The following is a 26,066-nucleotide window of genomic DNA, read 5'->3' as shown; positions in this document are numbered from 1 at the left end:
ACCGTGTCTGGTCCTATCGGTGAAACGTTCTTCGCGGGCTGTTGTTCGCCGTTCGGAAGGGCGCGTTTGCGGCGGCGCTAAATGGAGGCAGGGGAGGGATTGACCTGCCTAGGGTTGGAAACTCCATTTCTCTTTGGATGTCATAAAGGGAGTGGTTCCAATGGCCTCCTTCGTCGCCCTACGGCCAAAGGCCGACGGGTTTTCACCGCTAGGCGCTTCCGTTCCTGTTTGCATCGAGCGCTCGACGTCTGCGTCAGGCGGCGGCCTTGTTGAACCAGCGCGCGGGGCGGCTGTCGCACCCTCCCTGCCTGGACGCGGCGCACCGACGGCGTCACGGACATGATCGGCAAGAGCATGTGGATGTTTGATGAAGCACGTCGGCCGGTTCTGATCCTTGGCGTCGCCCAGGCCCTGTACCTGTCTGCGGTCTCAGTGATCTTCACCTTTTCGGGGCTGGTCGGCGCGACGCTCGCGCCGACCCCGAGTCTGGCGACCCTGCCTGTCGCGCTCATCACCGTGGTCACCGCCGTCACGACCATTCCCGCGTCGCTCCTGATGGCGCGGATCGGTCGTCGCGCCGGGTTCCAGATCGGCGCCTTCGCCGGCGCTGCGGGCGCAGGCCTGGCGGCCTGGGGGATCGCCGGCGACGACTTCGTTCTGTTCTGTCTCGGCAACGCCTTGATGGGGGCCTTTCAGGCTTCGGCCATGTACTACCGTTTCGCCGCCGCGGATCTCGCCGCGCCGGACTTCCGGTCCAGGGCCGTCTCCTGGGTCCTGGCCGGCGGCGTCGCCGCCGCCCTGATCGGCCCCGCGATCGCCGCGCGCACCCGCACGCTGGCGCCGGCCACGGACTATATGGGCGCCTATATTGCCGCCGCTCTGCTCGCGCTCCTCTCGATCGCTCTACTGGCGGCCTTGCGGGCGCCGTCGCCCGTGGTTGAGACGCAGGCGGACGCGGGCGGTCGTCCGCTGCTGACGATCATGCGCCAGCCCGTCTTTCTCGTCGCGGCGCTCAACGCCGCCCTGGCCTATGTCGTGATGAGCTTTGTGATGACCGCTTCTCCGCTCGCCGTGGTCGCAGCGGGCTACGGGGTCGATGCGGCTGCAGGCGTCACGCGTTGGCATCTCATCGGCATGTTTGCGCCATCCTTCTTCACGGGCGGGTTGATCGCCCGCTTCGGCGTGCGACGCATTTTGGTCGCCGGCGTCCTCCTGTCGGTCGCAAGCCTTGCGATCGCTCTTAGCGGTTCGGCCCTTCCAGGGTTCCAGGCGTCGTTGTTGCTCCTCGGGATCGGTTGGAACTTCCTGTTCATTGGGGGAACGACGCTCCTGACCGAGGCCTATTCGCCCGCAGAGCGCGCCCGGACCCAGGCCGCCAACGAGCTTCTCGTGTTCGGCGCGACAGCGGTGGCGACCCTGGCGGCCGGCGCGGTCCAGACCGGCCAGGGTTGGGCGGTCGTCAATATCATCGCCTTCCCGGCGCTGTTGGTCGCGGGCCTCGCCACGGTCTGGTTCTCGGCGCGACGTCGCAATGCAGGGGCTGAAGGGGCATGACCCAGTGGCCCGCTAACTACCGAAACCTTGCACTGTGGACCCTGCAGGGCTGGCTAGCGATGTTCTTCCTGGCCGCCGGTTACGCCAAGCTGACCGAGCCCATGAACATGCTGGTCATACTTCTGTCATGGCCTGCCCATGCTTCGTTGGAAATGGTCCGCGCCCTCGGGGCGGCGGAGGTTTTGTTGGCTATCTCGGTGCTGGCGCCCCTGTTCTCCCGGTCTTTGGGACGTCCCGTGCTTGTTTTGGCGGCGATGGTGATGCTGGCGCTGGAGACGGCAATGTTGGTGATCCATGTCGTCTATTTCGAGTGGGGGCATGTGGCGACCAACCTGGCCTTGATCCTCATCACCACCACTGTCTTCATGCAGCGGACGCGCGAAACGTCGACGGGTTGAGCGCCAGGGCAGGGAGGCTCAGATCGGTTTGACAGATGACACATGAATAGATATTCATGTGTCAGTTTTATTCCTTCTCCAGGGCATTCCATGTCGCACGCACATCAGGGTCATGGCCACGTGGGTCATGATCACTCGGGCCACGATCATGACCACACGCCGACCGTCACCCGGGACAATGAGCGCAAGGTCCTTCTGTCCTTTGCCCTGATATTCACCTTCATGATCGTCGAGGTCGTTGGCGGGCTGATCTCGGGCTCTTTGGCGCTGCTGGCGGACGCCGGTCATATGCTGACCGATGCAGCTGCGCTCGGCCTGGCCTATCTGGCCTTCCGCTTCGGCCGGCGCTTGGCCGATTCCCGGCGGACCTTCGGCTACCTCCGCTTCGAAGTGGTCGCCGGCTTCATCAACGCCATTACGCTTTTCGCCATTGTCGCCTGGATCGTCTACGAGGCCTGGCAGCGCTTTCAGGAGCCTTCAGTGGTTCTGGCCGGGCCGATGCTGGCCGTCGCTGTCGCAGGACTGCTGGTCAATGTCCTGGTCTTCTGGATCCTGACCCGTGGGGACGCCGAACACGTCAACATCAAAGGCGCGGCCCTGCATGTGATGGGCGATCTTCTGGGATCGGTCGGCGCGGTCGCTGCAGCCATCATCATCTCGCTTACCGGCTGGACGCCTATCGACCCGATCCTGTCGGTGGTCGTGTCCCTGCTTATCCTCGGCAGCGCCTGGAAACTGCTCGGCAAGTCCTTGCATATCCTGCTGGAAGGAGCGCCTGACGACGCGGCGCCGGAGGCGATCATTAAGCGCGCGAAGGAGGTGGTTCCAGGCGTCGCCGACATCAGCCACGTCCACGTCTGGTCCATCACGTCGGGACGCACGCTGGCGACCCTTCATGTACGACCTGCGGCGGATGAGGATGCGCGGACCGTGGTGCAGGCGGTGGAGCGGCTGTTGAAGGCCGAGTTCAACATAGAGCATCCGACGATCGCGGTGGACTGGAACGAAGGGAGCGTCGCTTGCAGTCTCTCGTCCGAACCTGCGCCGTCCGGTCATCCGCCGCATGCCGATCATGGGCACGAAGACCATGGGCCAGGTGCGTGCGGATCGCCGGGTCACTGACCCGACGTACGGAGTCGGCGCTTTCCGTCGGCCGTAACAGTTGCCGCTGATTGACGCTTGGCGTCGAACCCCGGGTAGGCCGAGCAGGCCGACCGCGGGGTTTTTTCTTTAGCGTGCGGCCATCGCTCAGGTCGCTTCAAGCCGGTCTCGTCGCGGGTAAACCGACGCCGACGCCGATCGAAAAACGGGCCCAGGGCAGGCTTGACCTTACAAGGGTTGTAGCCGGCACCAAACGCGGATCAGCAGGAGCGCCCCCCGGCATTGGGCCGGATTTTGCGGCCTCCTCGGGATCGGAACGAATGCGAATATCGAAGAAGGCAGCGGTGGTCGTCGCAGGCGGCCTGCTGGTTGGCGGCGGCCTGATTTACGTAGCCCAGGAGAAGCCAGGTCAGGGCGCAGCTGCCGCCGCCGCGCCGGGAGCGCCGACGGTGCCGGTCGCCCAGGCCGTCACCCGCGAAATCGCCCCGGTAGCCGATTTCACCGGCAGCCTGGCGTCACCGGAAACAGTGGAACTGAGGCCTCAGGTCGGTGGGCCGATTCAGAGCGTGAGCGTACCCGAGGGCGGATTCGTGCGTCGTGGGCAGCTGTTGTTCCAGTTGGATCTCCGACCATTCCAGGTCGCGCTCGACGCCGCCCAGGCCCAACTTCGGCAGGCAGAGGTCCAGTTGATCCAGGCCGAAGCGGATCTCGTCCGCGCGGAACGCTTGGCGCCCAATGGCGCCGTCTCGGCGCGAACCCTGGAGACGGCCCGATCGACGCAACGTGAACGGCAGGCGCAGGTCCAGGCGGCCCGCGCAGCCGTGAACGCGGCGCGTCTGGACCTCTCGTACGCCCGTGTCACGGCGCCCATCAGCGGTCGTGTCGACCGCATTATGACGACCCAGGGCAATGTGGCGACGGCGGGCGTGACCGTGCTGACGACGATTGTCTCGGTCGACCCGCTTCAGGTCTATTTCGATATCGACGAAGCGACCTATCTGGACTTCGTCGCCCGGGCTCGCCCGGACAGCGCCGGGCGTACGACGGCGAAGCTGCCGGTGCGTATCGGTCTGATGAACGAAGAGGGCTATCCCCATACGGGCATGCTCGACTTCATCGGGGCGCAGATCAATCGCGGTACGGGTACGGTGCGAGCGCGCGCCGTGATCGCCAACCCCGATGGGCGGCTGGCGCCGGGCCTGTTCGCGCGGATCCGACTGGACACCGCCGCCCCGCGTCAGGCGGTGCTGATCGACGACCAGGCCGTCGGCACGGACCAGGGCCAGACCTATGTCCTGATCCTAGGGGCAGGGAACAAGGTCGAGTATCGCCCGGTCACCCTTGGCCGGATCGTGGACGGGCTCCGCGTGGTGGAGAGCGGGCTGCAGTCCGGTGAGACGATCGTCATCAAGGGGTTGGTGCGGCCCGGCATGCAGGTCACGCCGCAGCGCACGTCCATGCAGCCCCCCGCCGCAGCCGCTGCGCCGACCGCAAGCGCGGCGACGCCCGCAGCGGAGGCGGCGCGATGAAGTTTCCTCGCTTTTTCATCGACCGCCCGATCTTCGCGGTCGTGCTTTCCGTGCTGATGCTGATCGCCGGCGGGCTCGCCCTGCTGCGCCTGCCGCTCAGCGAATACCCCGCCGTGACTCCGCCCATGGTTCAGGTGACCGCCGCCTATCCGGGGGCCAGCCCTGACGTCGTCGCCGAGACCGTGGCCGCGCCCCTCGAGCAGGCCATCAACGGCGTCGAGAACATGCTCTACATGAGCTCCCAGGCGTCCAGCGACGGGCGGATGTCGATCAGCATATCGTTCAAACAGGGGACGGATCCGGACCTCGCGCAGATCCAGGTGCAGAACCGGGTGGCGCGCGCCCTGCCACGCCTTCCGCCTGAAGTGCAGCAGATGGGGGTGGTCACGGACAAGACCTCTCCCGATGTCCTGATGGTGGTGCATATGCGCGCCACGGACAAGCGCTACGACCCGCTCCACGTCTCCAACTATGCGGCCCTCAACGTCCGGGATGAACTGGCGCGCCTGCCCGGCGTGGCTAATGTCCTCATCAGCGGGGTGGGGGAGTACGCCATGCGCGTCTGGCTGGACCCGGCCAAGGTCGCGGCCATGGGGCTTACGGCCAGCGATGTCGTCGCCGCCATCCGTGAGCAAAACGTTCAGGTGGCCGCCGGTTCGGTCGGCCAGCAGCCCGATGCGCGCTCGGCTTACCAGATTTCCGTCAACGCCCTCGGGCGACTGACCACGGTGGAACAGTTTGGCGACATCGTCGTCAAGGCTGGCGCCGACGGTCAAACCGTCAAGCTGAGCGACGTGGCGCGGATCGAGCTGGGTTCGGACGCCTACACCATGCGCAGCCTGTTGAACGGTCAACCCGCCGTGGCGATGCAGATCCTGCAAAGCCCAGGCGCCAATGCGTTGGACGGTTCCAAGGCCGTGCGAGCGACCATGGAGCGGCTCAAGACCGATTTCCCCGAAGGCCTGACATATGAGATCGCCTATGATCCGACGATCTTCGTGCGCGCCTCCCTGAAGTCTGTAGCCGTGACCCTGCTTGAGGCGACCCTGCTGGTGGTTCTGGTGGTGGTGCTCTTCCTGCAGAGCTGGCGGGCGTCCATCATTCCCCTGGTCGCCGTGCCCATCTCTCTGGTGGGCACGCTGGCCATGATGCACCTGTTCGGCTTCTCGCTGAACACCCTGTCGCTGTTCGGTCTGGTGCTCTCGATCGGCATCGTCGTCGATGACGCCATCGTGGTCGTCGAGAATGTCGAACGGCACATCGCCCTGGGCAAGTCGCCCAAGGAGGCGGCGCGCGCGGCCATGGACGAGGTGACGGGGCCGATCCTGGCCATCACGGCCGTGCTGGCGGCGGTCTTCATTCCGTCCGCCTTCCTGTCTGGCCTGCAGGGCGAGTTCTATCGCCAGTTCGCCCTGACCATCGCCATCTCGACCATCCTCTCAGCGATCAATTCGCTGACGCTTTCGCCGGCCCTGGCCGCTGTTCTGCTTCGTCCTCACCACGGCGATGCGAAGCGCGACCGACTGACCCGCCTGATTGATCGCCTGTTCGGCGGTTTCTTCTCGCGCTTCAACCGCTTCTTCGACAGGTCGTCCGAGCGCTATGTCTGGTCGGTACGTCGGGCTGTTCGCGCCAGCGGCGTGGTCGGCATCCTCTATCTGGGCTTCCTCGGTCTGACCTGGCTAGGCTTTCATCAGGTGCCGGCCGGCTTCCTGCCGATGCAGGACAAGTATTTCCTGGTGGGCGTCGCCCAGCTTCCGACCGGCGCATCGCTTGACCGGACGGAGGCTGTCGTCAAACGGATGTCGGACACGGCCATGGCCGAGCCGGGCGTCGAGAGCGTGGTCGCCTTCCCAGGGCTCTCGCCCAACGGCGGGGCCAACCTGCCCAACTCTGCACTAATGTTTATCATGCTCGATGACTTCGACGAGCGCACAACGCCCGAGCTTTCAGCCAACGCCATCGCCGGCAAGCTGATGGGCAAGTTCAACCAGATTCCCGATGGGTTCGTGGGGGTGTTCCCGCCGCCGCCTGTTCCGGGGCTCGGCGCCCTCGGCGGGTTCAAGCTTCAGATCGAGGATCGCGCAGGTCTGGGCTATCAGGCGCTCGCCCAGGCTCAAGGGGCGGTCATGGCCAAGGCCATGCAGGCGCCGGAACTGGCCGGCATGCTAGCCAGCTTCCAGACCAACGCTCCGCAGGTTCAGGTCAATGTGGATCGCATCAAGGCCAAGGCTCAGGGTGTGGCCCTGTCCGCCGTCTTCGAGACGATGCAGATCAATCTTGGGTCCATCTACGTCAACGACTTCAATCGCTTTGGTCGAACCTATCGCGTGATGGTGCAGGCCGACGCCCCCTTCCGCGAACAGGCGGAGGACATCGGTCAGCTGAAGGTGCGCAACGACGCCGGAGAAATGATCCCGCTCTCGGCTCTGGTCACTGTCACTCGCAGCACGGGACCGGATCGGGTCATGCACTACAACGGCTATCCGTCGGCCGACATCAGCGGCAGTCCGGCGCCGGGCTATTCCTCCGGTCAGGCTACTGCGGCGATCGAGAAAATTCTCGAGGAAACCCTGCCGCCCGGCATGACCTATGAGTGGACCGATCTGACCTTCCAGGAGAAACAGGGCGGCAATACCGCCATGTTCGTCTTCCCGTTGGCGGTGCTGCTGGCCTTCCTCATCCTGGCCGCCCAGTACAACAGCTGGTCGTTGCCTCTGGCTGTCCTGCTGATCGCGCCGATGGCCCTCTTGTCCGCCATCGTGGGCGTCTGGCTCTCGGGAGGAGACAACAACATCTTCACCCAGATCGGTTTTGTGGTTCTCGTCGGTCTGGCCGCCAAGAACGCGATCCTGATCGTGGAGTTTGCGCGGGCTAGAGAAGACGAAGGCGTCGATCCGTTCAACGCCGTGCTTGAGGCGGCGCGGCTTCGCCTCCGACCGATCCTCATGACTTCGCTCGCCTTCATCGCCGGGGTCGTACCCCTGGTGCTGGCTTCAGGCGCGGGTGCGGAGATGCGCCAAGCCATGGGGGTGGCGGTCTTCGCCGGCATGATCGGCGTGACGATCTTCGGTCTGATCCTGACGCCGGTCTTCTACGTCGCCGTTCGCCGCTTCGCGACGCGCGGGAAGGCTCGCGCTGTGTCGGCGTCAGCGCCCGCGCCGGACTGATTCCTAGAACGTCTAACGGCCCCCATCCGTCGCCGCCTGGTCGGCGGCGGATGGTCAGGCTTCACCCCAATTCAAAGGACCGCCATGCTTGCTGATTTCCTTGCCGCCTCATCGCGAAGCGGCTTCCTGCGCTCCAGGCCATCACGTCGCGGAGCCGATGCTCAGCCCTCGAGGCTGTTGGGTCACGCTGTAGCCTTGACGGCCTTCGCCCTGTTGGGCGGCTGCGCCCTGTCGCCGGCCTACCAGCACCCTCAGACGCCCGTAGCCAATGTCTACCCGACAGGGGGCGCATACGGCCTTGCCGCTCCCGCTTCCCAGTACGGCGCGGCGGCCGACATCGGCTGGCGCGACTTCTTCCGAGACCCGATCCTGCGTGCCCTGATCGAGAGCGCCCTCGACAACAACCGTGATATCCAGATCGCCGCTCTCAACGTCGAGACGGCGCGAGCGACCTATCGCGTGCGGCGCGCTGACTTGATGCCGCAGGTGGACGGCGTCGCGACATCGACATCACAGCGCACCCCAAGCGATATCGCGTCACCCGGAACGCCGGAGATCACCCGCGCCTACCAGGCGTCCGGCGCCGTCTCAGCCTGGGAGCTCGACCTGTGGGGACGCATCCGCAGCCTGAACGATCAGGCGCTAGCCGCCTATCTGGCTCAGGAGGAGACACGATTGTCGGCCCAGCTCTCGCTCATAGGCGAGGTCGCCAACGCCTATCTGACGCTGCGCGCCGACCAGGCGATGCTGCGTCTGGCCGAGGAAACTGTCGAGACTCAAACACGCGCCTTCGCCCTGACCCGCGAGCGGGCCGAGGTCGGCGAGGCCGGGCGGATCGACATGCATCAGGCCGAAGCCGCCCTGCGCGGCGCTGAGGCGGATCGCGCCGCCTATCAGCGGCAGGCGGCGCGCGACCGCAATGCTCTGGTTCTTCTTCTGGGGCGCCCGCTCACGCCGGAGCTGAGCGCAAGCCTGGATGGGGCGGTCACCCTGCCGGACGGACTGGCTATGGCCGATCTGCCGCCCGGCCTGCCGTCAGACCTGCTCATCCGTCGCCCGGATATCCGGGCGGCGGAACAGGAGCTGATGGCGGCGAACGCCAACATCGGCGCGGCGCGCGCGGCCTTCTTCCCGACCGTCAGCCTGACCGGATCGATCGGTTCGGCCAGCAGCGATCTCGACAACCTCTTTTCGTCCGGGGCGCGGGCGTGGAACTTCGCGCCCCAGGTCACCGCGCCGCTCTTCAAGGGTGGGGCTCTGCGCGCCAACCTCGATCGCGCGCATCTGCTCAAGCAGATCGAGGTCGCCCGCTACGAGCGGACGGTTCAGGTCGCCTTCCGCGAAGTGGCGGACGGACTGGCGGGGCAAGGGACGTTCAATGACCAGATCCACTCGGAGAGGCTGAGGGTCGAGGCGAGCCAGACGACCTACGACCTGGCCGAGCAACGCTTCCGAGAGGGCGAGGACAGCTATCTCGTCGTCCTGGACGCCCAGCGAACCCTCTATGGCTCGCAGCAGGGGCTGATCCGTGCGCGCCTGATGCGCCTGAGCAATCTCGTCGATCTGTACAAGGCCCTCGGCGGCGGGTGGACGGAAGGGGCCGCGACTGCGGCCCGCCCTGTCGAATCTGAAACCTGAGGACAGTCAGGACCGGCCGCTCGCTGTTGCGGGCGGCGGCCGGTTCTGGCGTCTGTTTCCAGTGTGCCAAGGCTGGTGAACCCGGGATGATGCTCTATGTATGAAGACATCGTCATGCATCATATCCATCACGCCTGAGCGCCCGGCCCATGTCCCACGCCGCTTCACCGTCCGCGTCTCCGTCGGAACCAGGGTCTCTCTCGCCGGGCCAACTGGTGCTGTTGGCGGAAACCTTTCGATTGCTGGGCGACCCGACGCGCCTGCGCATCCTCATGTACTGCCTGAACCAGCCGAGAGCCGTGGGCGACATCGCCGGGAGCCTGGGCTTGTCGCAGACCCTGGTCAGTCATCACCTGCGCCTCCTGCGGGGCGCGCGCCTGATGCGCGGCGTGCGGCAGTCGCGGCAGATCTTCTACGAAGTCGCCGACAGCCACGTGAGCGACGTCCTGACCGACATGGCCCGCCACATCCAGGAAGACCACGCCGAGGACTGAGGGCGCGCTTCCGGTCTCCAGCCTCAAGAACCTCAAGACCTGGGCCTCATGCAGAAAGGCGCGCCGACATGCGGCGCGCCCGAAGTTGGAGCAGTGACGAGGGCAGGTGTCTGGCGTCGGGCCTAGTTCTCCCGTTGGGCCAGCCAGGCCTTCATCATCGCGATTTCGCCTTCCTGGGCGGTGATGACGTTTCGGGCGAGGGCGTTCACCTCGGGGTCCTTACCGTGCTCGAGCGCGACCCTGGCCATGTCTATGGCACCCTGGTGGTGAGGGATCATGCCGCGCATGAAGTCGGCATCGGCATCGCCGGTGAATTCGATGGCCATGTCGGCGTGCATGCGGTCGTTGGCGGCCTGGTAGGCGGCGACAACGGGGTCGCTTGAGCGCACGGTGGCCGCGTGATGAGAACTGTCCATGTCGGAAGGGGCTTCTTTCTGGCTGGAAGGAGAGCGGGTGAGGAAGAGGACGGCGACGAGGGCGCCGACTATGAAGATGAGCGGAAGGGTTCGCATGGCGACGGCGCCTTCCAGGCTAGAGGAGGCGGGCGGTGTAGCCGTCGTCGGCGAGCGCCCTGATCACGGCATCGGCGTCGGCGGTCGTGTCCAGGCTGATCCGGCGCGCCACGGTGTCAGCCTCGATCCTGGCGTTCGGGTCGATGGCGGCGATGGCCAGGGTGACGTGTTTGACGAACGATCCGCATGTCATGTCGTCGATTTGAAACTGCATGCAGGCTCTCCTTCCGAGTAGGTGATGGGAAGAGGCATGCCCCTTCCAACGCTTGGCGGGTCAAGCGTTGGATCGGAGGGAATTACGCTCTCCAGGAGGTGCATTCGCCCGGCCTGTCGCCGTCGGAGTGGGCGCGCTGGCGCCGGACGTCGTGGCTGTGGAAGGTTGTGCTTTCTGCCGCAGTCCCTTGAGGCGTCGGCGCGGTCTTGTCTCACTGCATGGGCCGGGCGACGGCGCCGCGGCGAGGCTGGATGGACCGGTCCTCATCCTTGGCGCCGGTTTCCAGGCTTTGCAGGATGGGGCAGTGAGGGCGGTGGTCGCCGTGGCAGGCGTTCGCGAGCATGGTCAGGGTATGAGCCATGTCCTGGAGGCCCTTGATCTTCGTTTCCAGTCCGCGGATGTGGCCCTGCGCCATGCGCTTGACCTCGGCGCTTTGCCGGGTCTCGTCGCGCCACAGGCCGAGGAGATCGCTGATCTCGGCGACTGAGAACCCGAGGTCGCGGGCGCGTCGGACGAAACGCAGCATATAGACGTCGGTGTCGGAGTAGTCGCGGTAGCCAGAGGCCTTGCGATCGGCAGCGGGAATGAGGCCAGTCTGCTCGTAGTAGCGGATCATCTTGGCGGAAACGCCAGAGGCCGTCGAAGCCTGTCCAATATTCATGGGTAGTCTCCCTGGAAGGGTGCGGCAGTCGGCCCGAAGGTCGGGTCGACCGCCGCACGGTTTGTCAGTGGGGCGCCTTGAACGAGCGCAGTCGCAGCGCATTGCCGAGCACGAAGACGCTCGACAGGGCCATGGCGCCGGCGGCGAAGACCGGCGACAGCAGGACACCGTAGGCCGGGTAGAGCAGGCCTGCTGCGACGGGGATCAGGGCGGCGTTGTAGGCGAAGGCCCAGAACAGGTTTTGCTGGATATTGCCTATGGTTGCTTTCGACAGGGCGATCGCATTGGGCACGCCCTGCAGGCTGCCCGACATCAGGACGACGTCCGCCGCCTCGATGGCGATGTCCGTGCCCGAGCCGATGGCGAGGCCCACGTCGGCCTCCGCCAGAGCGGGGGCGTCATTGATGCCGTCGCCGACGAAGGCGACCTTGCCGTAACTGGCCCTGAGACGACGAACCGCCTCGACCTTGCCGTCGGGCAGGACCTCCGCCACCACCTCGTCGATGCCCAGTCGGGCGGCAATGGCCTTGGCCGTGCGGGCGTTGTCGCCGGTGATCATCGCGACTTTGAGACCCAGATCGTGCAGGGCCTTGATGGCTGCCGGCGTGGCCGCCTTGACCGGGTCGGCCACGGCGATGATCGTCGCGAGCTTGCCGTCGATCGCGGCGTACAGGGGCGACTTGCCTTCGTCGCCCAGGCGTTCGGCGACCTTGGCGAAGGCGGTCACGTCAAGCCCGAGGTCGACCATGTACCGGTCGGCGCCGATCTCGATGCGCTGGCCGTCGACCATGGCCCTGACGCCGAAACCGGTCACGGATTCGAAGTCTGACACGGCCAGCAAGGGCAGGCCTTCCTCGGCGGCGGCCTCCACGATCGCGCTGGCGATCGGGTGCTCCGACCGGGCTTCGACGGCGGCGACGAGGCCCAGGACCCTGGTCCGGTCGAATCCGGCCGCCAGTTCCAGGTCGGTTAGGGCCGGCTTGCCTTCGGTCAAGGTGCCGGTCTTGTCGACCGCCACGACCTTGGCGTCCTTGAGCAGCTGGAGGGCTTCACCCTTGCGGAAGAGCACGCCCAGCTCGGCACCGCGACCGGTGCCGACCATGATGGAGGTCGGGGTCGCCAGACCCATGGCGCAGGGGCAGGCGATGATCAGGACGGCGACGGCGTTGACCAGGGCGAATGTCAGGGCGGGCGAGGGGCCGAAGAAGAGCCAGGCCGCAAAGGTTAGCGCCGCGATGAGGAAGACCGCCGGCACGAACCACATGGTCACCTTGTCGACCAGGGCCTGGATTGGCAGTTTGGAGCCTTGGGCCTCCTCGACCATGCGGATGATCTGTGAGAGCACGGTGTCGCCGCCGACCGCTGTGGCGCGGAAAGCAAACGTGCCCTTCTGGTTGACGGTGCCGCCGACAATCGCGCTGCCCGGTGATTTCGAGACCGGTACAGGTTCGCCGGTGATCATCGACTCGTCGACATAGCTGGCGCCTTCGGTCACTTCGCCATCGACCGGCAGGCGTTCACCGGGACGGACCTCGATGATATCACCGGAGATCACCGCACTGATCGGCAGGTCGACCGTCTGACCGTCGCGACGGACGCGGGCGGTCTTGGCCTGAAGTCCGGCTAGCCGCTTGATCGCTTCGGAGGTCCGACCCTTGGCGCGGGCCTCGAGCAGACGACCGAGCAGGATTAGCGTCACGATGACCGCAGCGGCTTCAAAATAGACGTTGATCGTGCCGGGCGGGAGGACGCCGGGCGTGAAGGTCGCGACCAGGGAATAGCCGTAGGCGGCCAGCGAACCGACAGCCACGAGCGAGTTCATGTCCGGGGCCAGACGCCACAGCGCCGGCAGCCCTTTCTTGTAGAAGCGGATGCCCGGAATGAAGAGCACCAGCGTGGTCAGGACGAACTGGATGTACCAGTTGTTCTGCATGCCGATGGTCGCCTCGATGAGGCCGTGCACGCCCGGAATGAGGTGCGATCCCATCTCCAGGAGGAAGACCGGCAAGGTGAGCGCCGCCGCGATGGTGAAGTCGCGGGTCAGTTCGCGGCGTTCCGCATCCTTCTTTTCGGCGCGTTCAGCGTTCTCGTCGCCATTGCTGGCGGACTGGCCGACCAGCCTGGCCTCGTATCCTGCGTCCTTGACGGCGGAGATCAGGATCGCCGCGTCGACGCTTCCCTGGATCGTGGCCCGCTCCGTCGCCAGATTGACGACCGCGCCGGTAACGCCGGGCGTCGCCTTCAGGGCGCGTTCGATGCGACCGACGCAGGAGGCGCAGGTCATGCCTTCGATCGAAAGCTCTGTCACGCCAGCCGCGCCTGAGGCTTGGTCAGGCACCGCATAGCCGGAGTTTTCGACGGCTTTGACAAGAGCGGCGCGGGCGACGTTTGCATTCGTCGTGATGCTGGCCCGTTCCGTCGCCAGATTGACCGAGACGGTTTCGACACCGGGAACGCCCTTCAGCGCTTTCTCGATACGACCAACGCAGGAGGCGCAGGTCATGCCCTCGATAGGGAGCGATATCGCTCCGGAGAAGTCTGTTGCTCGAACGGGGGCATTCATAGCCGCCTCCTTTTCTCGTTCCGAATTTCAAGTTCGGACGGAGGCTGAGGCTTCCAACCATGGGAAGGTCAATACCCGTTTTTCTCTCTTGGATTCCCTTGACCCTGACAAGGTTGGAAGCCTCAGCTTGAGCAACATGAGACCTAGAAAAGGAGAGATCTCATGGAACTCCGAATAGAGAGCATGACTTGCGGGGGGTGCGCTCGATCCGTGACTCGGGCGATCCAGTCCGTCGACCCGAACGCCAGGATCGAGACTGATCCTGGTTCTCGGACGGTCAAGGTTGAGACGACGGCGACCTCGGCAGCTGTTCTGAAGGTTCTCGAAGAGGCCGGCTATCCGGCGGCTGCGGGCTGAGAACTCGAGGTTCAGGTCTGGCCTGGCGTCGCGAATAAAAGCCATGGCCCGCCGCGAGCATCCTCGCGGCGGGCCTTTGTCATTGGGTCTCGATCGTTAGGGTCCGAACCTGCGGCAGAGGCTCTTCCGGGGTAAAGAAGGCGTCGGCGTGCATGTCCGCACTCCGCAGGCCGCGCGCAAAGGTCGTCGCCATCGCCGCGTCCACCATCTGCGGCGGGCCGGCGACATAGGCTTTCCAGCCGTTGAGGTCGATGAGGTCTTCCTCAACAGCCTGTGTCACGTATCCGCTCCGATGTTGTGCGGACGGCTCTTCGGACAGAACAGGCGTGAAGATCAGGTTGGGATGCTGTCTGGCGAGAGCCCGGAAATGCTCGACAAGGTAGAGATCGCGCTCGGCCCGAACCCCGAAGTAGACATGGATCGGTTGCCTCATGCCGTGGGCGAGGGCGGTTTCGACAATCGACTTGATGGGCGCGAGCCCTGAGCCGCCGGCGACGCACAGGATGGGGCCGGAATGATGCTGGCGCAGGGAGGAGGAACCAAGGGGGAGTTCCAGCGCGACCTTGTCGCCGACGCTCAAGGCGCCGTGTACATGCTCCGACGCGGCGCCTCCAGGAACACGACGAATGTGGAACTCGAAGCTGTCGTCGCCTGGACGGCCAGCCATGGAGTAGCTGCGCGCGGGAACCCCGTTGAAGCCGACTTGCGCATACTGTCCGGCGGCGAAATCCAGGAACGCGCCTTGATCGGGGGCGATCCGAACCAATTTAATGTCGTGGGTGAGGTCTTCAAGTCGGCTCACGACGCCGGTCACGCGGCGTGAAGCTTGGACGACCTCCGCCTCGTCGCTGCCGAGCCAGGCCACGGCTGTATCCGTCAGGGGAAGCGCCCGACAGGCTAGGATAAGGCCCTCTCCCTTCTCTTCATCTGTGAGGGCGAAGCGCGAATGCGGGAGTAGTTCTACCTCTCCTTCGATCAGCCGTGACTTGCAGGCGCCGCAGCGCCCGGACCTGCAGCCATGGGGGTAGGGAATATCGGCGGCGAGCGCCGCCTCCAGGAGAGTCTGACCCTCCTGGACTTCGGGACTGCTTCGTGCTTGCCGGATGTCAACGCGTCTGGCTGTCATGCCCGCTTCCTCACAGGCCTTGCAGTCCAAGCGCCCTGATCAGGCCGGGCTTCTGACTCTGGAATGTGCCGTAAAAGATGTCGGCGCCGACGATGCTGATGGGGGCGACCCGGACCCCCGTGCGCGCTTTGGCCTCCTCAGCGATCTGCGGGTCGGTGAGATCGCGTTCTTCAAAGGGGATGCCTTGCTCGCCGAGCCAGCGCTTGAGCGCATGGCAGTCCGGGCAGGTGGGGGTCGTGTAGATGAGGATAGGGGGTGTGCTGGCGTCCGTCATGGTCGTGCCCTTTTCTGAATTCGACGGTGTTCCTCGCGGGTCGAACGGCTGCGGCGCCGCCGGTGGAGAGGAAGATTGCCGTCAGCGTGGGGCTTCCAGCGCTGGCAAGGTCAAGAGGAGCGAAGGAACGGGGAGAGCTGAACAACCGGATGGAGACGATGGGTGTTTTCATGCGCCAGCAGCGCCTGCTTTCGCTTCAGGCCGGCGCTGTATCCTGTCATCTGGCCGTGAGCCGACAGAATTTTGCGGCAGGAGATGAGGATGGACGGGGGAGCGCATGGCGCGTGCGGAGGTAGGCGGTTCCATGCGCTTGGCGAGCTCGCCGTAGGACAGGACAGATCCATAGAGCGTGTCGCGCAGGGCTCGCCAGGCCCGCTGAGGAAGGCGCTGCCTTGCGGCTCCAGATCGAGGTCGAAGCGGCGACGCCTGCCGTCGAAATATTCGGCCAGCTGGAGCGCCACGTGTGCGACTGCTTCAGGAGCGTCTGCGCCGGAAATGAACATAATGCCGCGCACAAAACCAGCGTCACAGCAGAGCTTCAATAAGCGCTATCCGGGACCGCCAAATCATATTCCACAGATAGCAGGTTGCGGCCTCATTTGCCGGGGCTTGGCCTGTTAGGGTCTCCTGGCACATGAGAGGTAAGAGCGATGAAAGAGTCCAAGGGAAAGCCGAAGAAGGCTAAACTTAAGATCAACGCCTCCAATCCAAGCGTGAAGAACTTGGTCGACAAGGCATCCGCCGGATCGAAACAGTCAAAATAATTCGAGGTCCGTTGATTGGATCAGGATCTTCATTGAGAAGATATTGCGATTGTTATTTTTCGACCTTGCGTCAATGATGATCAATCACCATATCAAATAGGTCGATCTTCTTGCGTAACGCTGCTGCCCTTTTCTGCACGATGCACAGAGGTTCAAAAGCCGTTCCCACCCAGACCCGACAGGCGTCAGAGGTTTTTTCTGCCGCCAACGCTATATGGAGGTCTGAAAATGGCTACCGGCACAGTAAAATGGTATAACTCAATCAAGGGTTACGGCTTTATCGCACCCGATGACGGAGGCAAGGATGTCTTCGTGCACGCTTCCGCGATAGAGGCCTCCGCGTTTTCCTCTCTTAATGAAGGGCAGAAGCTCGACTTCGAGGTCGAACTGGACGCTCGCAGCGGTAAGGAATCCGCAGCCCGCCTTGCGGTGGCGGCCTAGGGCGACATCGTCTCCTTTCGCGATGACAGGATCTCGTTCGACGGCGTGGTGACTGGCGTGCTTCCTCTGGGAGCGCGCCGAGTCAGGTTGGAAAACGGCCATGTCATCACGGTCCTGCCCAGCCTTAATCGACCGCTCAGGACCAGCGTCCTGGGGGACGAGGTCAGGGTTGAGATCGGCTTCAACCAGTTGAAGGGGTGGCGCTTGACGCGTCGCCCCGACCCTCCGGTTGAAGGACGCGCCTATGTCGCCTCTGGCTGAGAGAATCCCTCTGATCAGCGATACGGATTTGACGGCTTTGCGCTTCAATGCGCAGCGGCTGGTTCAGCATGGGCTGCCGCCGCAGATCGCGGCGGCAGCTGAGCTTCTTCCGCTGATCGACGTCGAGGTCGCCAGGTGCTCCGCTCTTCCTAAGGGCCTGCGATGAACGCGGCTCGCGCATGCCCCGGAAAAGGGCGACCTCGCCTGCATCGGGGCATCAGACGGCCTTGCAGCCGCATTCGAAAGACTCCCGATGATCGAAGAAAATTTCGTGCGACTTTACGCTTGTGATTTTGTCCAGATGGCTGTGCGATCGGGTCTGGGCCAGGATGTCGATGCGGCGTTGCAACGACGACTGGCCGAAGCCAGAACGCATGCCGTCGTTATGGATAACCACAAAAGCAAGGGGCATCTCGCCGCCTTGATCAACCGGGTTCGAGACGAGGCAGGTCGTGTCGACAGCCGCGCGGTGCGCCATGGAGACGACCCAGCGCTGACGGCTCATCAGCGGTTTCGTTTCCTCTCGGGCGTCGCCGAGGCTTTGGGCGCGTCCTCGCCAACACGTTCGCCAGATCGGCTCTCGGCCCGGCGGGCGGCAGACGACGCCAAGCCCTGCAACTTCAAGGCGCAGGCCGATACGCAACATGTCGATTGAAGGCCGGGCGCCCCGGCTGGCTGTGCTGATCGGCGCCGAGAACGAATGCGCATACGCGATCTGGCCTGATCGGATCTACGGAAGCGTGGCGACCTTCGCGGGCAAACCCGCTAAGCGCGCTTTCGGATTTCGTGCCAATGTCCGGTCCTGGCGCAGGAACGAACTGGTGGTTGCTTATCGTCGTTTCAGAAGGTCCGCGATGGAGCGTTCGATGGCGATTGTATCCACGTCGTTGAGACCTTCGCCGGCGACGTGACCCCAGTCGGTTTCCAAGATGCGAAGCTCGGCCCCGGGAATACGTCTGGCTTCTTCTGCAGCGTCGGCGACCGGGAAATAGAGATCGCTTGAGGCGGGCATGATGACGGTGTCAGCCTTGATCGAACCCAGGGCGAGGTCGAGATCACCCTCGTAGGTATCGTTTGCGCTGATGTCCGCGTGCTGACCCGTCCAGATCTGCGCCAGCAAGTTATTGGCGTCGCGTTTGAGGAACCAGCCTTCCCAGAAGTCCGTGAGGAAATCTTCCATGGAGGCGTATCCGAGCACCGTATGATCCAGCCGTCTTCTGAAAAAGCCCTGTGAAAAGCCCCAGGCCGCATAGACGCGGGCCGCTGCGCGAAGCCCACGCTCGGGCTGGCGGTCATAGAGTCCATTCTGGAAGTCTGGATCCAGCATGATTGCGGCGCGGATGCTGTCGAAGAAGATCGAGAAGTGCCGCGATGTGCGCGCAGCGCTCTGGAAGGTGAACAGTCTCTTGACCTGATCGGGGAAGGCGGATGCCCATTCGAAGGCCTGGGACCCGCCCAGCGACCAGCCGATCGCCATATGAAGACGATCTATGCCCAGCCCCTGGGTCACGAGGCGATGTTGCTGCAGGATATTATCCCGGATGGTTACGTGCGGAAAGCCAGCCTTGGGAAGGGGGCTATTGCTCGGGGAACTGGACAGCCCTGAACCCAGAGCGTTCGGGATGATGATGAAGTATCGATCTGGATCCAGGGCGCGACCGGGGCCGATGAGCCAGGCCGCCTCTTCGTGGGTGGCGGCGAAGGAGGTCGGGTAGATGATGGCGTTATCCCGGGCCGCGTTGAGCGCGCCATAGGTCTGATAGGCCAGTCGGGCGCTGCGGATTTCTCCACCAAACTGAAGCTGGATGTCGCCGAGATTGAAGGTTTGGTGCGTCATGAGAAACCGGGCAGGAATTTGAAAAAGGCGCGGATGCGTGAGTTCAACGAGGAGTGCGAGCGAGACTGGACCGGGCGACGAGCGCCAGGCCCAACGCCATGAGCGTCAGGCAGGCCGCAAGCAGGATGTTGGCCTGAAGGTCCAGCCGATCGACCACCTGTCCTCCGGCGAAGGATCCCAGGGCGATGGCGATATTGAAGGCGGCGACAAAGAGCGAGGTGGCGACCTCGATGGCGTCCGGGGCGGCCCGCATCATCCAGGTCTGCAGACCTACCGAGACACCGCCATAGGCGAGGCCCCACAGAACCAGAACGAGGGCTCCGCCCGAGGCTGTTCCCTCCAGGGTGTGGAAGGCGAACAGGGTTGCAGCCAGGACCGCTGAAATCAGGATCAGGGTTCCGCAGACCCGTCGTGAGGCCATGGCGCCTGCGACGAAGTTGCCTGCCACGCCGGCCGCGCCATAGGCGAACAGAAGCGGGCCGATCCATTGTGCGGGGGCGCCGGACAGGTCCTGCAGTAAGGGCCTCACAAAAGTGTAGGCCATGAAGTGACCGGCCACGAGCAGAAGGGTGATTGTCAGGCCCAACCAAATCGGGCGGCGCGTCAGAAGGCTCAGGAACTGCTGCGGCCGAACCGTCTGCGTGACCGGGAGAGATGGAAGAGTCTGAAGGTTCAGTAGAAGGACAAGCCCGCTGAAAACGGCCATGGCGCCGAAGGCTGTGCGCCAGTCGGTGATGTCCGCGATGATGACGCCTATGGGCACGCCGAGGACGGAGGCGGCGGCGACGCCGCCGAAGATGACGGCGGTCGCCAGGCCCTGCGACTGTGGCGGGACAAGGCGCGGAGCCAGGCCGCCGGCGATGGCCCAGACGCCGCCCATGCAAAAGCCGACCAGTATGCGCGCCGCGAGCAGCCAGCCCATCGACGGCGCCAGAGCGCAGGCCAGGTTGGCGATCGCCAACAAACCGAGAAGACCGCTCAGGATGCGGCGCCGGTCCACGCCGCCTGAGGCGACTAGAACGACTGGCGCGAAAACGCCCGCCAACAACGCCGGAAGGGAAATGGCCAGGCTGGCGACGCCGATGGAACTCCCGAGCGACGCCGCCATGGGCGTCATGAGGCCGACAGGCAGCATCTCGGTCGTGACAACGGCGAAGGTCGACAGGCCGATGGCGACGACAGGGACCCATCTGGGCGCATCGGTCTCAATGCGCATTCTCTCTGTTGTTCCAGACGACATCGTCGCGTCTCCGTTCTGTGGTTGCGGAGACATGGCTGGGCTCTCTGGCGCGATAAACCGCCTTCTCATATATGGTCTTGGGACGAAATGGACCCAATGAGGCGCCTGTGCTGGATCAGTTGAGCGACGTGACGGCCTTTGTGCGGGTCGCCGATGCCAGGAGCTTCACTCAGGCGGCCGAGCGAATGGGCCTGTCACGGTCCGCCGTCGGCAAATGCGTCGCTCGCCTGGAGGAACGCCTAGCCACACGCCTGATTCACCGCACAACGCGAAGCGTCGCCCTGACGGAAGAGGGGCGGCTCTTTTATGATCACGCCGTCAGGATTCTCTGCGAGGTCGAGGACGCCGAGGCGGCGCTGGCCCAACGACATCAGGCCCCCAAGGGCAGGTTGCGGCTTGATGTGCCGATCGCTCTGGGGCGCAGACACATCCTGCCGTCCCTCTATCGCTTTCTGGCGAAATGGCCCGAACTCGAGGCCGATGTGACCCTGTCGGATGACTACCGGGATCTGGCGGCGGACGGTGTCGACCTGGCCATTCGTGTCGCCGGGCCGACTGACAGCGGCTTGATCCGGCGCGCGCTCGCTCCACACCACTTCATCACCTGCGCGGCGCCGGCCTATCTGGAGGCCAGGGGGCAACTCGCCGCCATCGATGACCTTCAGGCGCACGACAAGGTCGTATTTACGGTTGGCGGCAGCGTCACGCCATGGCGCTTCAGGGTGAACGGCCAGGATAGAGAAGTCTGCGTCCATGGGGCTTTGAGGCTGAACAACAGCGAAGCCGTGCGCGATGCCGCCCTGGCGGGGCTGGGATTGGTTCAGCTGGGTGCCTTCCTGGTCGGCGAAGACATCCGCGAGGGGCGTCTGACGCCGGTCCTGACAAATTACCGTCGCGAGGAAGCGCCGGTCAGCGCCGTCTATCCAACCCGCCGGCATCTCTCACCCAAGGTGAGGATGTTCATCGACCATATCCATGCCGAATGGTCTGCGAAGCCGCCCTGGAGATGAGCAGAAATGGAGATGCCGATGGGACTGACTGACGTCTTTTCGTCTCTGAAACAATGTCCGTTCCTGGCGCAGTTCAGTCATTCATGTCCCGAAGATCGATCCGTCAGCGCATTCGGGGCGTATCGGTCAGGAGCTTATGGAGCTGAGCCGTGAATATAGCTGCCCCCTACATTTTGACCCTCCTCGTCTTCGCCGTGATCGACTCGGCCTGGCTCGGCAGCATGGGGAACCGGCTTTACCGCCCCCTGATCGGCTCGATGCTGGCGGACAACTTCAGGCTGGCGCCGGCGGTCGCCTTCTATGCGCTCTATGCTGGGGGCCTGACGCTCTTTGCGGTCCTGCCGGGCCTTGCCGAAGGCGGGTGGAAGAAGGCGCTGCTGTGGGGCGGACTGTTCGGCCTCTTCGCCTATGGGACCTACGACCTGACTAATCTGGCCACGCTCAAGACCTGGAGTCTGAAACTGTCGCTGATCGACATGGCTTGGGGCGTCTGCGTCAGCGCCGTTTCGTCATCGATTGCCTGCGCTCTGGCCATGCGGCTGCTGCGCGTCGTCTAACGACGCGGTGTGCGAAGGAAGAAGCGGCTGGTGCGGGCGGCGTAGGCGGCGAAGGCGTCGGGTCGCGAACGGCGCATATGGGCCTCCAGCAAGGGGACGCCCGACACATGGTTAAGCAGCCAGTAAATGTAGGCAGGACCCGTCAGTGCCAGCCAGCCCCAGGGCCAGGCGCCGCTGACGTCGATGGCGAACACCGGCCAGGCGCACCAGCCCAGCCACTCGAAGAAATAGTTGGGGTGCCGTGACCAGGCCCAGAGGCCGGTGTCGCAGACGCGGCCTCGATGGGCGGGATCAGCCTTGAAGGCGGCCAGCTCACGGTCGGCCACACCTTCGCCCAGCAGGGCGGACATAAAGATCAGGGTCGCGAAACCATCCTGCAGGGTCAGGCCGGGCATCGGGTTGCGCGCCGCCAGCAGTACGCTGAGCGCCAGGAAGGCGGCGGCCCCGGACTGAAGCATCAGGAAGCCGAACATCCGGGCCTGGAATCTGTCGCCCCATTCGGTGCGCAGCCGGGCGTAGCGCGCGTCCTCGTTTTCGCCGGTGGCGCGACGTGCGATATGCAGGCCCAGCCGCAGGCCCCAGAGCCCGATCAGGCCGGCGATCAGCCATTGGCGGTATGACGGCTCCACGCCGCCGAGAGGAAAGAGGGCGACGCCGACGCCAGCCATACCGAGGCCGAAGGACCAGAAGGCGTCGGCCCATCCGCCTTGGCCGGTGCGGCGCTGAACCGCCCAGGCCGCGCTCATGACCAGAACGAGAAACAGCGTCGCCGCAAACCAGAGCGGCAGCAGGGCGATCACAGCCGTACGAAGGGCTGCATCAGCCGCCCCAGCCAGCCGTCGAGCTGGATTTCTCCATCCAGGGCGACGACGCAGAGGCAGGGAATGTCCGACACCACGCGCGGCTGATGCAGCACGTCGTGGTCGGCTTCCTCCAGATCGCCGACCTCGAAGCGTTCGGTCTCGGTGGCGTAGGCGCCGGATAGGACGCAGGTCAGTTCGACCCCGCCATGGGTGTGACGCGGCGTCTCGCGACCCGGATCGATCTTCAGCAGGATGACCCGGCAGGCGCCGTCGCGCGGGGCGTGGACGTGGCGGGCGCGGATGCCGGGGCCGATCCAGCGCCAGGGCCCGAGGGCGTAGCGCCGCAGCGGCTCGGGCAGTTCGGGCATATCGTTGAGCGGCGCCGGCGGCCTGGCTTCGCCGGCATCGGTTTCGATGAGCGCCATGGCGTGCGCCAGGGCGTGGTGGGACAGGGCCACCGGCGCGGCCTCCTCCAGAAACTCACCGCCCACGGCCTGAAGGCGGCGAACCCAGGCGTCATTGGCGGGGCGCATGGCCAGATGGGCGGCGACGACCACGGCCTCGGGCGGGCTGAGCGATCCGGCGGCATAGGCGAGCAGCCGTTCTTCGGACGGGTTGCGGTTGGGGTTCATCGGGGCGCCTCCTCGGACGGTTCGAGGATGAGGCGAAGTTTGATCATGGCGTTGCGGATGCGGGATTTGACGGTGCCCAGAGGCAGGTCGAGCCGCCGGGCGATTTCGGGATGAGGGCTGTCCAGGAAGAAGGCGAGGCGCAGAACCTCGACCTGATCGGGCTTGAGGCGCGACAAGGCGTCGCGAATGCGTTCGGCGTCCTGTGAAGCGGACAGGATGTCATCCGGTTGTTGCACCTCGGTCTCGGCCAGATCGATTTCGGGCGTCGGCAGGGGGCGGGCGTCGCGGCGCAGCATGTCGAGCCGGCGGTTGCGAGCGATGGTGAAGATCCAGGTCGCGGCCCGGGCCTTGCGCGCGTCGAACAGGTCCGCCTTGCGCCAGACCGTCAGCATGGCGTCCTGGGCGAAGTCTTCTGCGGCGGCAGGGGGCGCGCCTGACTTGATCAGCCAGGCCTTCAGGCGCGGCGCATAATGGCTGAACAGTTGAGCGAAGGCTTCGCGATCCCGCCGCAACGCCACCGCCTCGATCAGGCGGTCATGCGCAAAGGCGTCCGGCGAGGACCCGTCCGCGCTCATGCGCCGCAGGGTCCTGTCAGACGATTTGAAAGAGGCGGCCTCGACATGCATGCAGCCTAATACGCTTCGGCAAAATGTCTGGATCATTCGTAATCCGATTGCGACGCCGCTGCGTAATCCGATCAGGCCTGCAGCGATTGCGCGGGCGCGTTTCGGAGCCGTCATGTCGCATTCGTCCGCTCGTCCTTCCGATGGCCCGCTCAAGATCGCCGTGGTCGGATCGGGTGTGGCCGCCCTGTCGTCGGCCTGGTTGCTGTCGCAGCGCCACAGGGTGACGCTCTATGAAAAAGCGGATCGTCTGGGCGGGCATTCCCATACCGTGACCGCAGGGGCGGCGACCGGAGATGTCGCGGTCGACACCGGCTTCATCTGCTTCAACGACGCCACCTATCCCAATCTGATCGCCCTGTTCGAGCACCTGGGCGTGCCGGCCCGCGCGACCGACATGTCCTTCGCCGTGTCGCTGGACGACGGCCGGTTTGAATACGCGGCGCCCGGTCTGTTCGCCCAGCGCCGCAATGTCCTTCGCCCGCGCTTCTGGTCAATGCTGGGCGAGATCCTGCGCTTCTATCGTGAGGCGCCGATTGATCTGGGCGGGTTGAGCGACCCAAACCTGACGCTGGGCGACTATCTGAAGCGCGAAGGCTTCAGCGAGGCCTTCCGTGACGACCATCTGCTGCCGATGGCGGCGGCGATTTGGTCCTCGCCAGCCCACACGCTGCTGGACTATCCGGCAGAGGCCTTCATCCGCTTCTGCGGCAACCATGGCCTGCTCAAGCTGATCGGCCGACCGCTGTGGCGGACGGTTGAGGGTGGAAGCCGGACCTATGTCGAACGGCTGGCCCGGGCCATAGGCGACGTACGGCTGAACCACGGCGTGACGGCGGTGCGGCGCACAGGCCAGGGCGTCATGATCCATGACAGCCAGGGCGGCGTCGAGCGCTTCGACCAGGTCGTCATCGGCGCCCATGCCGATCAGGCCCTGGCCATGCTGGACGAGCCGACCGCGCAGGAAAAGGAGGTGCTGGGCGCCTTCCGCTACAGCCGCAACCTGACCGTGCTGCACACCGACGCTGGCCTGATGCCGCGTCGCCGCCGCGCGTGGGCCAGTTGGAACTATATCGGCGCTGACGACGACCTGTGCGTCACCTACTGGATGAACAAGCTTCAGGGCCTGCCAGGGCAGGACCTTTTCGTCACCCTGAACCCGCCGCGTCCGCCAAAGCCCGACACCTTGTTGCGCAGCGAGCTCTATGAGCACCCGGTCTTCAACCCCGCCGCCCTTCAGGCCCAGAAACAGTTGTGGAGCCTGCAGGGGCAGGGCGGAGTCTGGTTCTGCGGCGCTCACTTCGGCGCGGGTTTCCACGAGGACGGCCTTCAGTCGGGTCTGGCCGTGGCCGAGCAATTGGGCGGCGTGCGACGCCCCTGGTCGGTAGAGAACGAGAGCGGCCGCATCCACGTGTCGCCGTCTTCGGCCACTGTCCTGGAGAGGGCGGCGTGACCCAGGCCTCCGCCCTCTATCGCGGAGACGTCATGCATCGGCGGCTGCGGCCAAGGGCGCATCGGTTTTACTATCGCGTCTTCTGGCTGCTGCTGGATCTGGCGGAGATCGACGAACTGGACCGCAGCCTGAGCTGGTTTTCGCGCAACCGTTTCAACCTGCTGTCCTTTCACGATCGAGATCACGGCGACGGCTCCGGCGCGGCGTTGCGCCCCCAGATCGAGGCCTTCCTCGGTCGTGCAGGGATCGACATCGGCGAAGGGGCGGTGCGCTTGCTGACCATGCCGCGTGTGCTCGGTTACGTCTTCAATCCGATCAGCCTCTACTACTGCCATCACGGTGACGGTCGGCTGGCGGCCATGGTCTATGAGGTGACCAGCACCTTCGGCGTGCGCCACGCCTATGTCATTCCGGTGCCGGAAACGGACCAGACGGCGGGCCTGATCCATCAGAGTGCGGCCAAGGCCCTCTATGTCTCGCCCTTCATGGGGATGGAGATGGACTACATTTTTCGCGGTCACGCGCCGGGCGCCCGGCTGGACATCACCATCGACGGCGTGGACGCCCAGGGGCTCTTGATCACCGCCGTCATGTGTGGCGAGCGCCGTCCGCTAGACGACAGGGCCTTGTGGACCGCGGCGCTGGCCCTGCCGCTGATGACCCTCAAGGTCGTGGCCGCCATCCACTGGGAGGCCCTGAAACTCTGGCTCAAGGGCGTTCGCCTGACGCGCCAGCCGCTGCCGGCCCGTGAGGCAGTCACAGTCCAGCGGCGGGCTCGAGAGAGCCGTGTCGCGCGTTGAACATCCGCCGTCCCCGAATAAAAGGCCGCCTGGCGACATGACCACCACCTTCTA

Annotated in this window: 27 protein-coding genes and 1 pseudogene; 15 read left to right on the top strand and 13 right to left on the bottom strand. The window is 64.9% G+C overall.

From position 1 onward, the window contains the following. The first annotated feature begins 339 nt into the window (after positions 1-339). The 7 genes from AC3IPP_RS12470 (at position 340) to AC3IPP_RS12440 (ending at position 9,884) form a co-directional block, all read left to right on the top strand. Positions 340-1,554: an MFS transporter gene (locus AC3IPP_RS12470; protein ID WP_489149200.1), complete on the top strand. Its 1,215-nt coding sequence runs from the start codon at positions 340-342 to the stop codon at positions 1,552-1,554. Further along, the gene (locus AC3IPP_RS12465) at positions 1,551-1,952 is read left to right on the top strand and encodes a DoxX family protein (protein ID WP_087141667.1); all 402 of its coding nucleotides are present in this window, start codon (positions 1,551-1,553) and stop codon (positions 1,950-1,952) included. Before AC3IPP_RS12470 ends, AC3IPP_RS12465 begins: the two co-directional genes overlap by 4 nt. A 222-nt stretch (positions 1,953-2,174) precedes the next feature. Further along, positions 2,175-3,074, top strand: coding sequence for a cation diffusion facilitator family transporter (locus tag AC3IPP_RS12460; RefSeq protein WP_489177410.1), 900 nt, complete (start codon positions 2,175-2,177; stop codon positions 3,072-3,074). A gap of 299 nt (positions 3,075-3,373) precedes the next feature. Beyond that, complete coding sequence (locus tag AC3IPP_RS12455) at positions 3,374-4,582, top strand: efflux RND transporter periplasmic adaptor subunit (RefSeq protein ID WP_489149198.1); 1,209 nt, start codon at positions 3,374-3,376, stop codon at positions 4,580-4,582. After that, positions 4,579-7,752 (top strand): efflux RND transporter permease subunit, encoded by a 3,174-nt coding sequence (locus tag AC3IPP_RS12450; RefSeq protein WP_087141665.1) that lies wholly within the window; start codon positions 4,579-4,581, stop codon positions 7,750-7,752. The genes AC3IPP_RS12455 and AC3IPP_RS12450 overlap by 4 nt, the downstream gene beginning before the upstream one ends. 195 nt (positions 7,753-7,947) lie before the next feature. After that, positions 7,948-9,390, top strand: a complete 1,443-nt coding sequence (locus tag AC3IPP_RS12445) for an efflux transporter outer membrane subunit (RefSeq protein WP_489149197.1) — start codon at positions 7,948-7,950, stop codon at positions 9,388-9,390. Between the two features lie 149 nt (positions 9,391-9,539). Continuing rightward, positions 9,540-9,884 carry an ArsR/SmtB family transcription factor gene (locus AC3IPP_RS12440; RefSeq protein WP_087141663.1) on the top strand — a complete coding sequence of 115 codons (345 nt, stop codon included), beginning with the start codon at positions 9,540-9,542 and terminating at the stop codon, positions 9,882-9,884. A gap of 122 nt (positions 9,885-10,006) precedes the next feature. On the opposite strand, the gene copM is transcribed toward AC3IPP_RS12440, so the two are convergent. The 4 genes from copM to AC3IPP_RS12420 all read right to left on the bottom strand — a co-directional run bounded on the left by copM (position 10,007) and on the right by AC3IPP_RS12420 (position 13,774). Beyond that, the gene (copM, locus tag AC3IPP_RS12435; RefSeq protein WP_489149196.1) at positions 10,007-10,396 is read right to left on the bottom strand and encodes a CopM family metallochaperone; all 390 of its coding nucleotides are present in this window, start codon (positions 10,394-10,396) and stop codon (positions 10,007-10,009) included. A gap of 19 nt (positions 10,397-10,415) precedes the next feature. After that, positions 10,416-10,610 (bottom strand): heavy-metal-associated domain-containing protein, encoded by a 195-nt coding sequence (locus AC3IPP_RS12430; RefSeq protein ID WP_087141661.1) that lies wholly within the window; start codon positions 10,608-10,610, stop codon positions 10,416-10,418. A 211-nt stretch (positions 10,611-10,821) separates the two neighbouring features. Further along, complete coding sequence (locus AC3IPP_RS12425) at positions 10,822-11,226, bottom strand: MerR family DNA-binding protein (protein WP_489177409.1); 405 nt, start codon at positions 11,224-11,226, stop codon at positions 10,822-10,824. Between the two features lie 109 nt (positions 11,227-11,335). After that, positions 11,336-13,774 (bottom strand): heavy metal translocating P-type ATPase, encoded by a 2,439-nt coding sequence (locus tag AC3IPP_RS12420; RefSeq protein ID WP_489177408.1) that lies wholly within the window; start codon positions 13,772-13,774, stop codon positions 11,336-11,338. Between the two features lie 222 nt (positions 13,775-13,996). Here AC3IPP_RS12420 and AC3IPP_RS12415 point away from each other — a divergent pair, with 222 nt between their 5' ends. After that, positions 13,997-14,191 (top strand): heavy-metal-associated domain-containing protein, encoded by a 195-nt coding sequence (locus AC3IPP_RS12415; protein WP_087139017.1) that lies wholly within the window; start codon positions 13,997-13,999, stop codon positions 14,189-14,191. Positions 14,192-14,270: 79 nt separating this feature from the next. Here AC3IPP_RS12415 and AC3IPP_RS12410 read toward each other — a convergent pair whose 3' ends face one another. The 4 genes and pseudogenes from AC3IPP_RS12410 to AC3IPP_RS12395 form a co-directional block, all read right to left on the bottom strand. Then, the gene (locus AC3IPP_RS12410; protein WP_256968051.1) at positions 14,271-15,056 is read right to left on the bottom strand and encodes an FAD-binding oxidoreductase; all 786 of its coding nucleotides are present in this window, start codon (positions 15,054-15,056) and stop codon (positions 14,271-14,273) included. Positions 15,057-15,131: 75 nt separating this feature from the next. Further along, positions 15,132-15,317 (bottom strand): annotated as a pseudogene (locus tag AC3IPP_RS12405) (2Fe-2S iron-sulfur cluster-binding protein); the annotation flags it as partial. 10 nt (positions 15,318-15,327) lie between these two features. Beyond that, positions 15,328-15,591 carry a glutaredoxin family protein gene (locus AC3IPP_RS12400; protein ID WP_087139019.1) on the bottom strand — a complete coding sequence of 88 codons (264 nt, stop codon included), beginning with the start codon at positions 15,589-15,591 and terminating at the stop codon, positions 15,328-15,330. Between the two features lie 168 nt (positions 15,592-15,759). Continuing rightward, positions 15,760-15,924 carry a hypothetical protein gene (locus AC3IPP_RS12395; protein WP_489177464.1) on the bottom strand — a complete coding sequence of 55 codons (165 nt, stop codon included), beginning with the start codon at positions 15,922-15,924 and terminating at the stop codon, positions 15,760-15,762. 659 nt (positions 15,925-16,583) lie between these two features. On the opposite strand from AC3IPP_RS12395, the gene AC3IPP_RS12390 reads away from it, so the two are divergent. The 3 genes from AC3IPP_RS12390 to AC3IPP_RS12380 all read left to right on the top strand — a co-directional run bounded on the left by AC3IPP_RS12390 (position 16,584) and on the right by AC3IPP_RS12380 (position 17,712). After that, the gene (locus AC3IPP_RS12390) at positions 16,584-16,796 is read left to right on the top strand and encodes a cold-shock protein (RefSeq protein ID WP_087139020.1); all 213 of its coding nucleotides are present in this window, start codon (positions 16,584-16,586) and stop codon (positions 16,794-16,796) included. 244 nt (positions 16,797-17,040) lie between these two features. Continuing rightward, complete coding sequence (locus AC3IPP_RS12385; protein WP_087139021.1) at positions 17,041-17,223, top strand: hypothetical protein; 183 nt, start codon at positions 17,041-17,043, stop codon at positions 17,221-17,223. A gap of 87 nt (positions 17,224-17,310) precedes the next feature. Continuing rightward, positions 17,311-17,712: a hypothetical protein gene (locus AC3IPP_RS12380; RefSeq protein WP_143276022.1), complete on the top strand. Its 402-nt coding sequence runs from the start codon at positions 17,311-17,313 to the stop codon at positions 17,710-17,712. A gap of 174 nt (positions 17,713-17,886) precedes the next feature. Here the strand turns inward: AC3IPP_RS12380 and AC3IPP_RS12375 are convergent, their stop codons facing one another. Continuing rightward, a complete protein-coding gene (locus AC3IPP_RS12375; RefSeq protein WP_087139023.1) occupies positions 17,887-18,894 on the bottom strand; it encodes an alpha/beta fold hydrolase in 1,008 nt (335 codons plus the stop codon). Between the two features lie 43 nt (positions 18,895-18,937). Continuing rightward, positions 18,938-20,110: an MFS transporter gene (locus AC3IPP_RS12370; RefSeq protein WP_087139024.1), complete on the bottom strand. Its 1,173-nt coding sequence runs from the start codon at positions 20,108-20,110 to the stop codon at positions 18,938-18,940. Between the two features lie 131 nt (positions 20,111-20,241). Here AC3IPP_RS12370 and AC3IPP_RS12365 point away from each other — a divergent pair, with 131 nt between their 5' ends. Both AC3IPP_RS12365 and AC3IPP_RS12360 read left to right on the top strand, forming a co-directional pair. Next, the gene (locus AC3IPP_RS12365) at positions 20,242-21,144 is read left to right on the top strand and encodes a LysR family transcriptional regulator (RefSeq protein WP_218779155.1); all 903 of its coding nucleotides are present in this window, start codon (positions 20,242-20,244) and stop codon (positions 21,142-21,144) included. Between the two features lie 149 nt (positions 21,145-21,293). Next, entirely contained in the window at positions 21,294-21,701 is a 408-nt protein-coding gene (locus AC3IPP_RS12360) for a DUF2177 family protein (protein ID WP_087139026.1), read from the top strand. Here AC3IPP_RS12360 and AC3IPP_RS12355 read toward each other — a convergent pair. Genes AC3IPP_RS12355 through AC3IPP_RS12345 form a run of 3 tightly spaced genes read right to left on the bottom strand, consistent with a single transcriptional unit; the run spans position 21,698 to position 23,876 of the window. After that, a complete protein-coding gene (locus AC3IPP_RS12355; RefSeq protein ID WP_256968052.1) occupies positions 21,698-22,501 on the bottom strand; it encodes a DUF1295 domain-containing protein in 804 nt (267 codons plus the stop codon). The two genes, AC3IPP_RS12360 and AC3IPP_RS12355, sit on opposite strands and share 4 nt — an antisense overlap. After that, complete coding sequence (chrR, locus tag AC3IPP_RS12350; RefSeq protein ID WP_087141313.1) at positions 22,498-23,136, bottom strand: cadmium/peroxide/UV radiation responsive anti-sigma factor ChrR; 639 nt, start codon at positions 23,134-23,136, stop codon at positions 22,498-22,500. Before chrR ends, AC3IPP_RS12355 begins: the two co-directional genes overlap by 4 nt. Further along, positions 23,133-23,876 (bottom strand): sigma-70 family RNA polymerase sigma factor, encoded by a 744-nt coding sequence (locus AC3IPP_RS12345; RefSeq protein ID WP_489177407.1) that lies wholly within the window; start codon positions 23,874-23,876, stop codon positions 23,133-23,135. Before AC3IPP_RS12345 ends, chrR begins: the two co-directional genes overlap by 4 nt. On the opposite strand from AC3IPP_RS12345, the gene AC3IPP_RS12340 reads away from it, so the two are divergent. Together AC3IPP_RS12340 and AC3IPP_RS12335 are read left to right on the top strand one after the other, a co-directional pair. Then, complete coding sequence (locus AC3IPP_RS12340; RefSeq protein WP_087141311.1) at positions 23,875-25,212, top strand: NAD(P)/FAD-dependent oxidoreductase; 1,338 nt, start codon at positions 23,875-23,877, stop codon at positions 25,210-25,212. The two genes, AC3IPP_RS12345 and AC3IPP_RS12340, sit on opposite strands and share 2 nt — an antisense overlap. Next, the gene (locus AC3IPP_RS12335) at positions 25,209-26,012 is read left to right on the top strand and encodes a DUF1365 domain-containing protein (RefSeq protein WP_087141310.1); all 804 of its coding nucleotides are present in this window, start codon (positions 25,209-25,211) and stop codon (positions 26,010-26,012) included. Before AC3IPP_RS12340 ends, AC3IPP_RS12335 begins: the two co-directional genes overlap by 4 nt. The last annotated feature ends 54 nt before the right edge of the window (positions 26,013-26,066 follow it).

The organism is Brevundimonas sp. KH_060 (assembly GCF_057838275.1).
The sequence above is the reverse complement of the archived record's forward strand: the minus strand, read 5'-3'. Positions and strand labels throughout refer to the sequence as shown.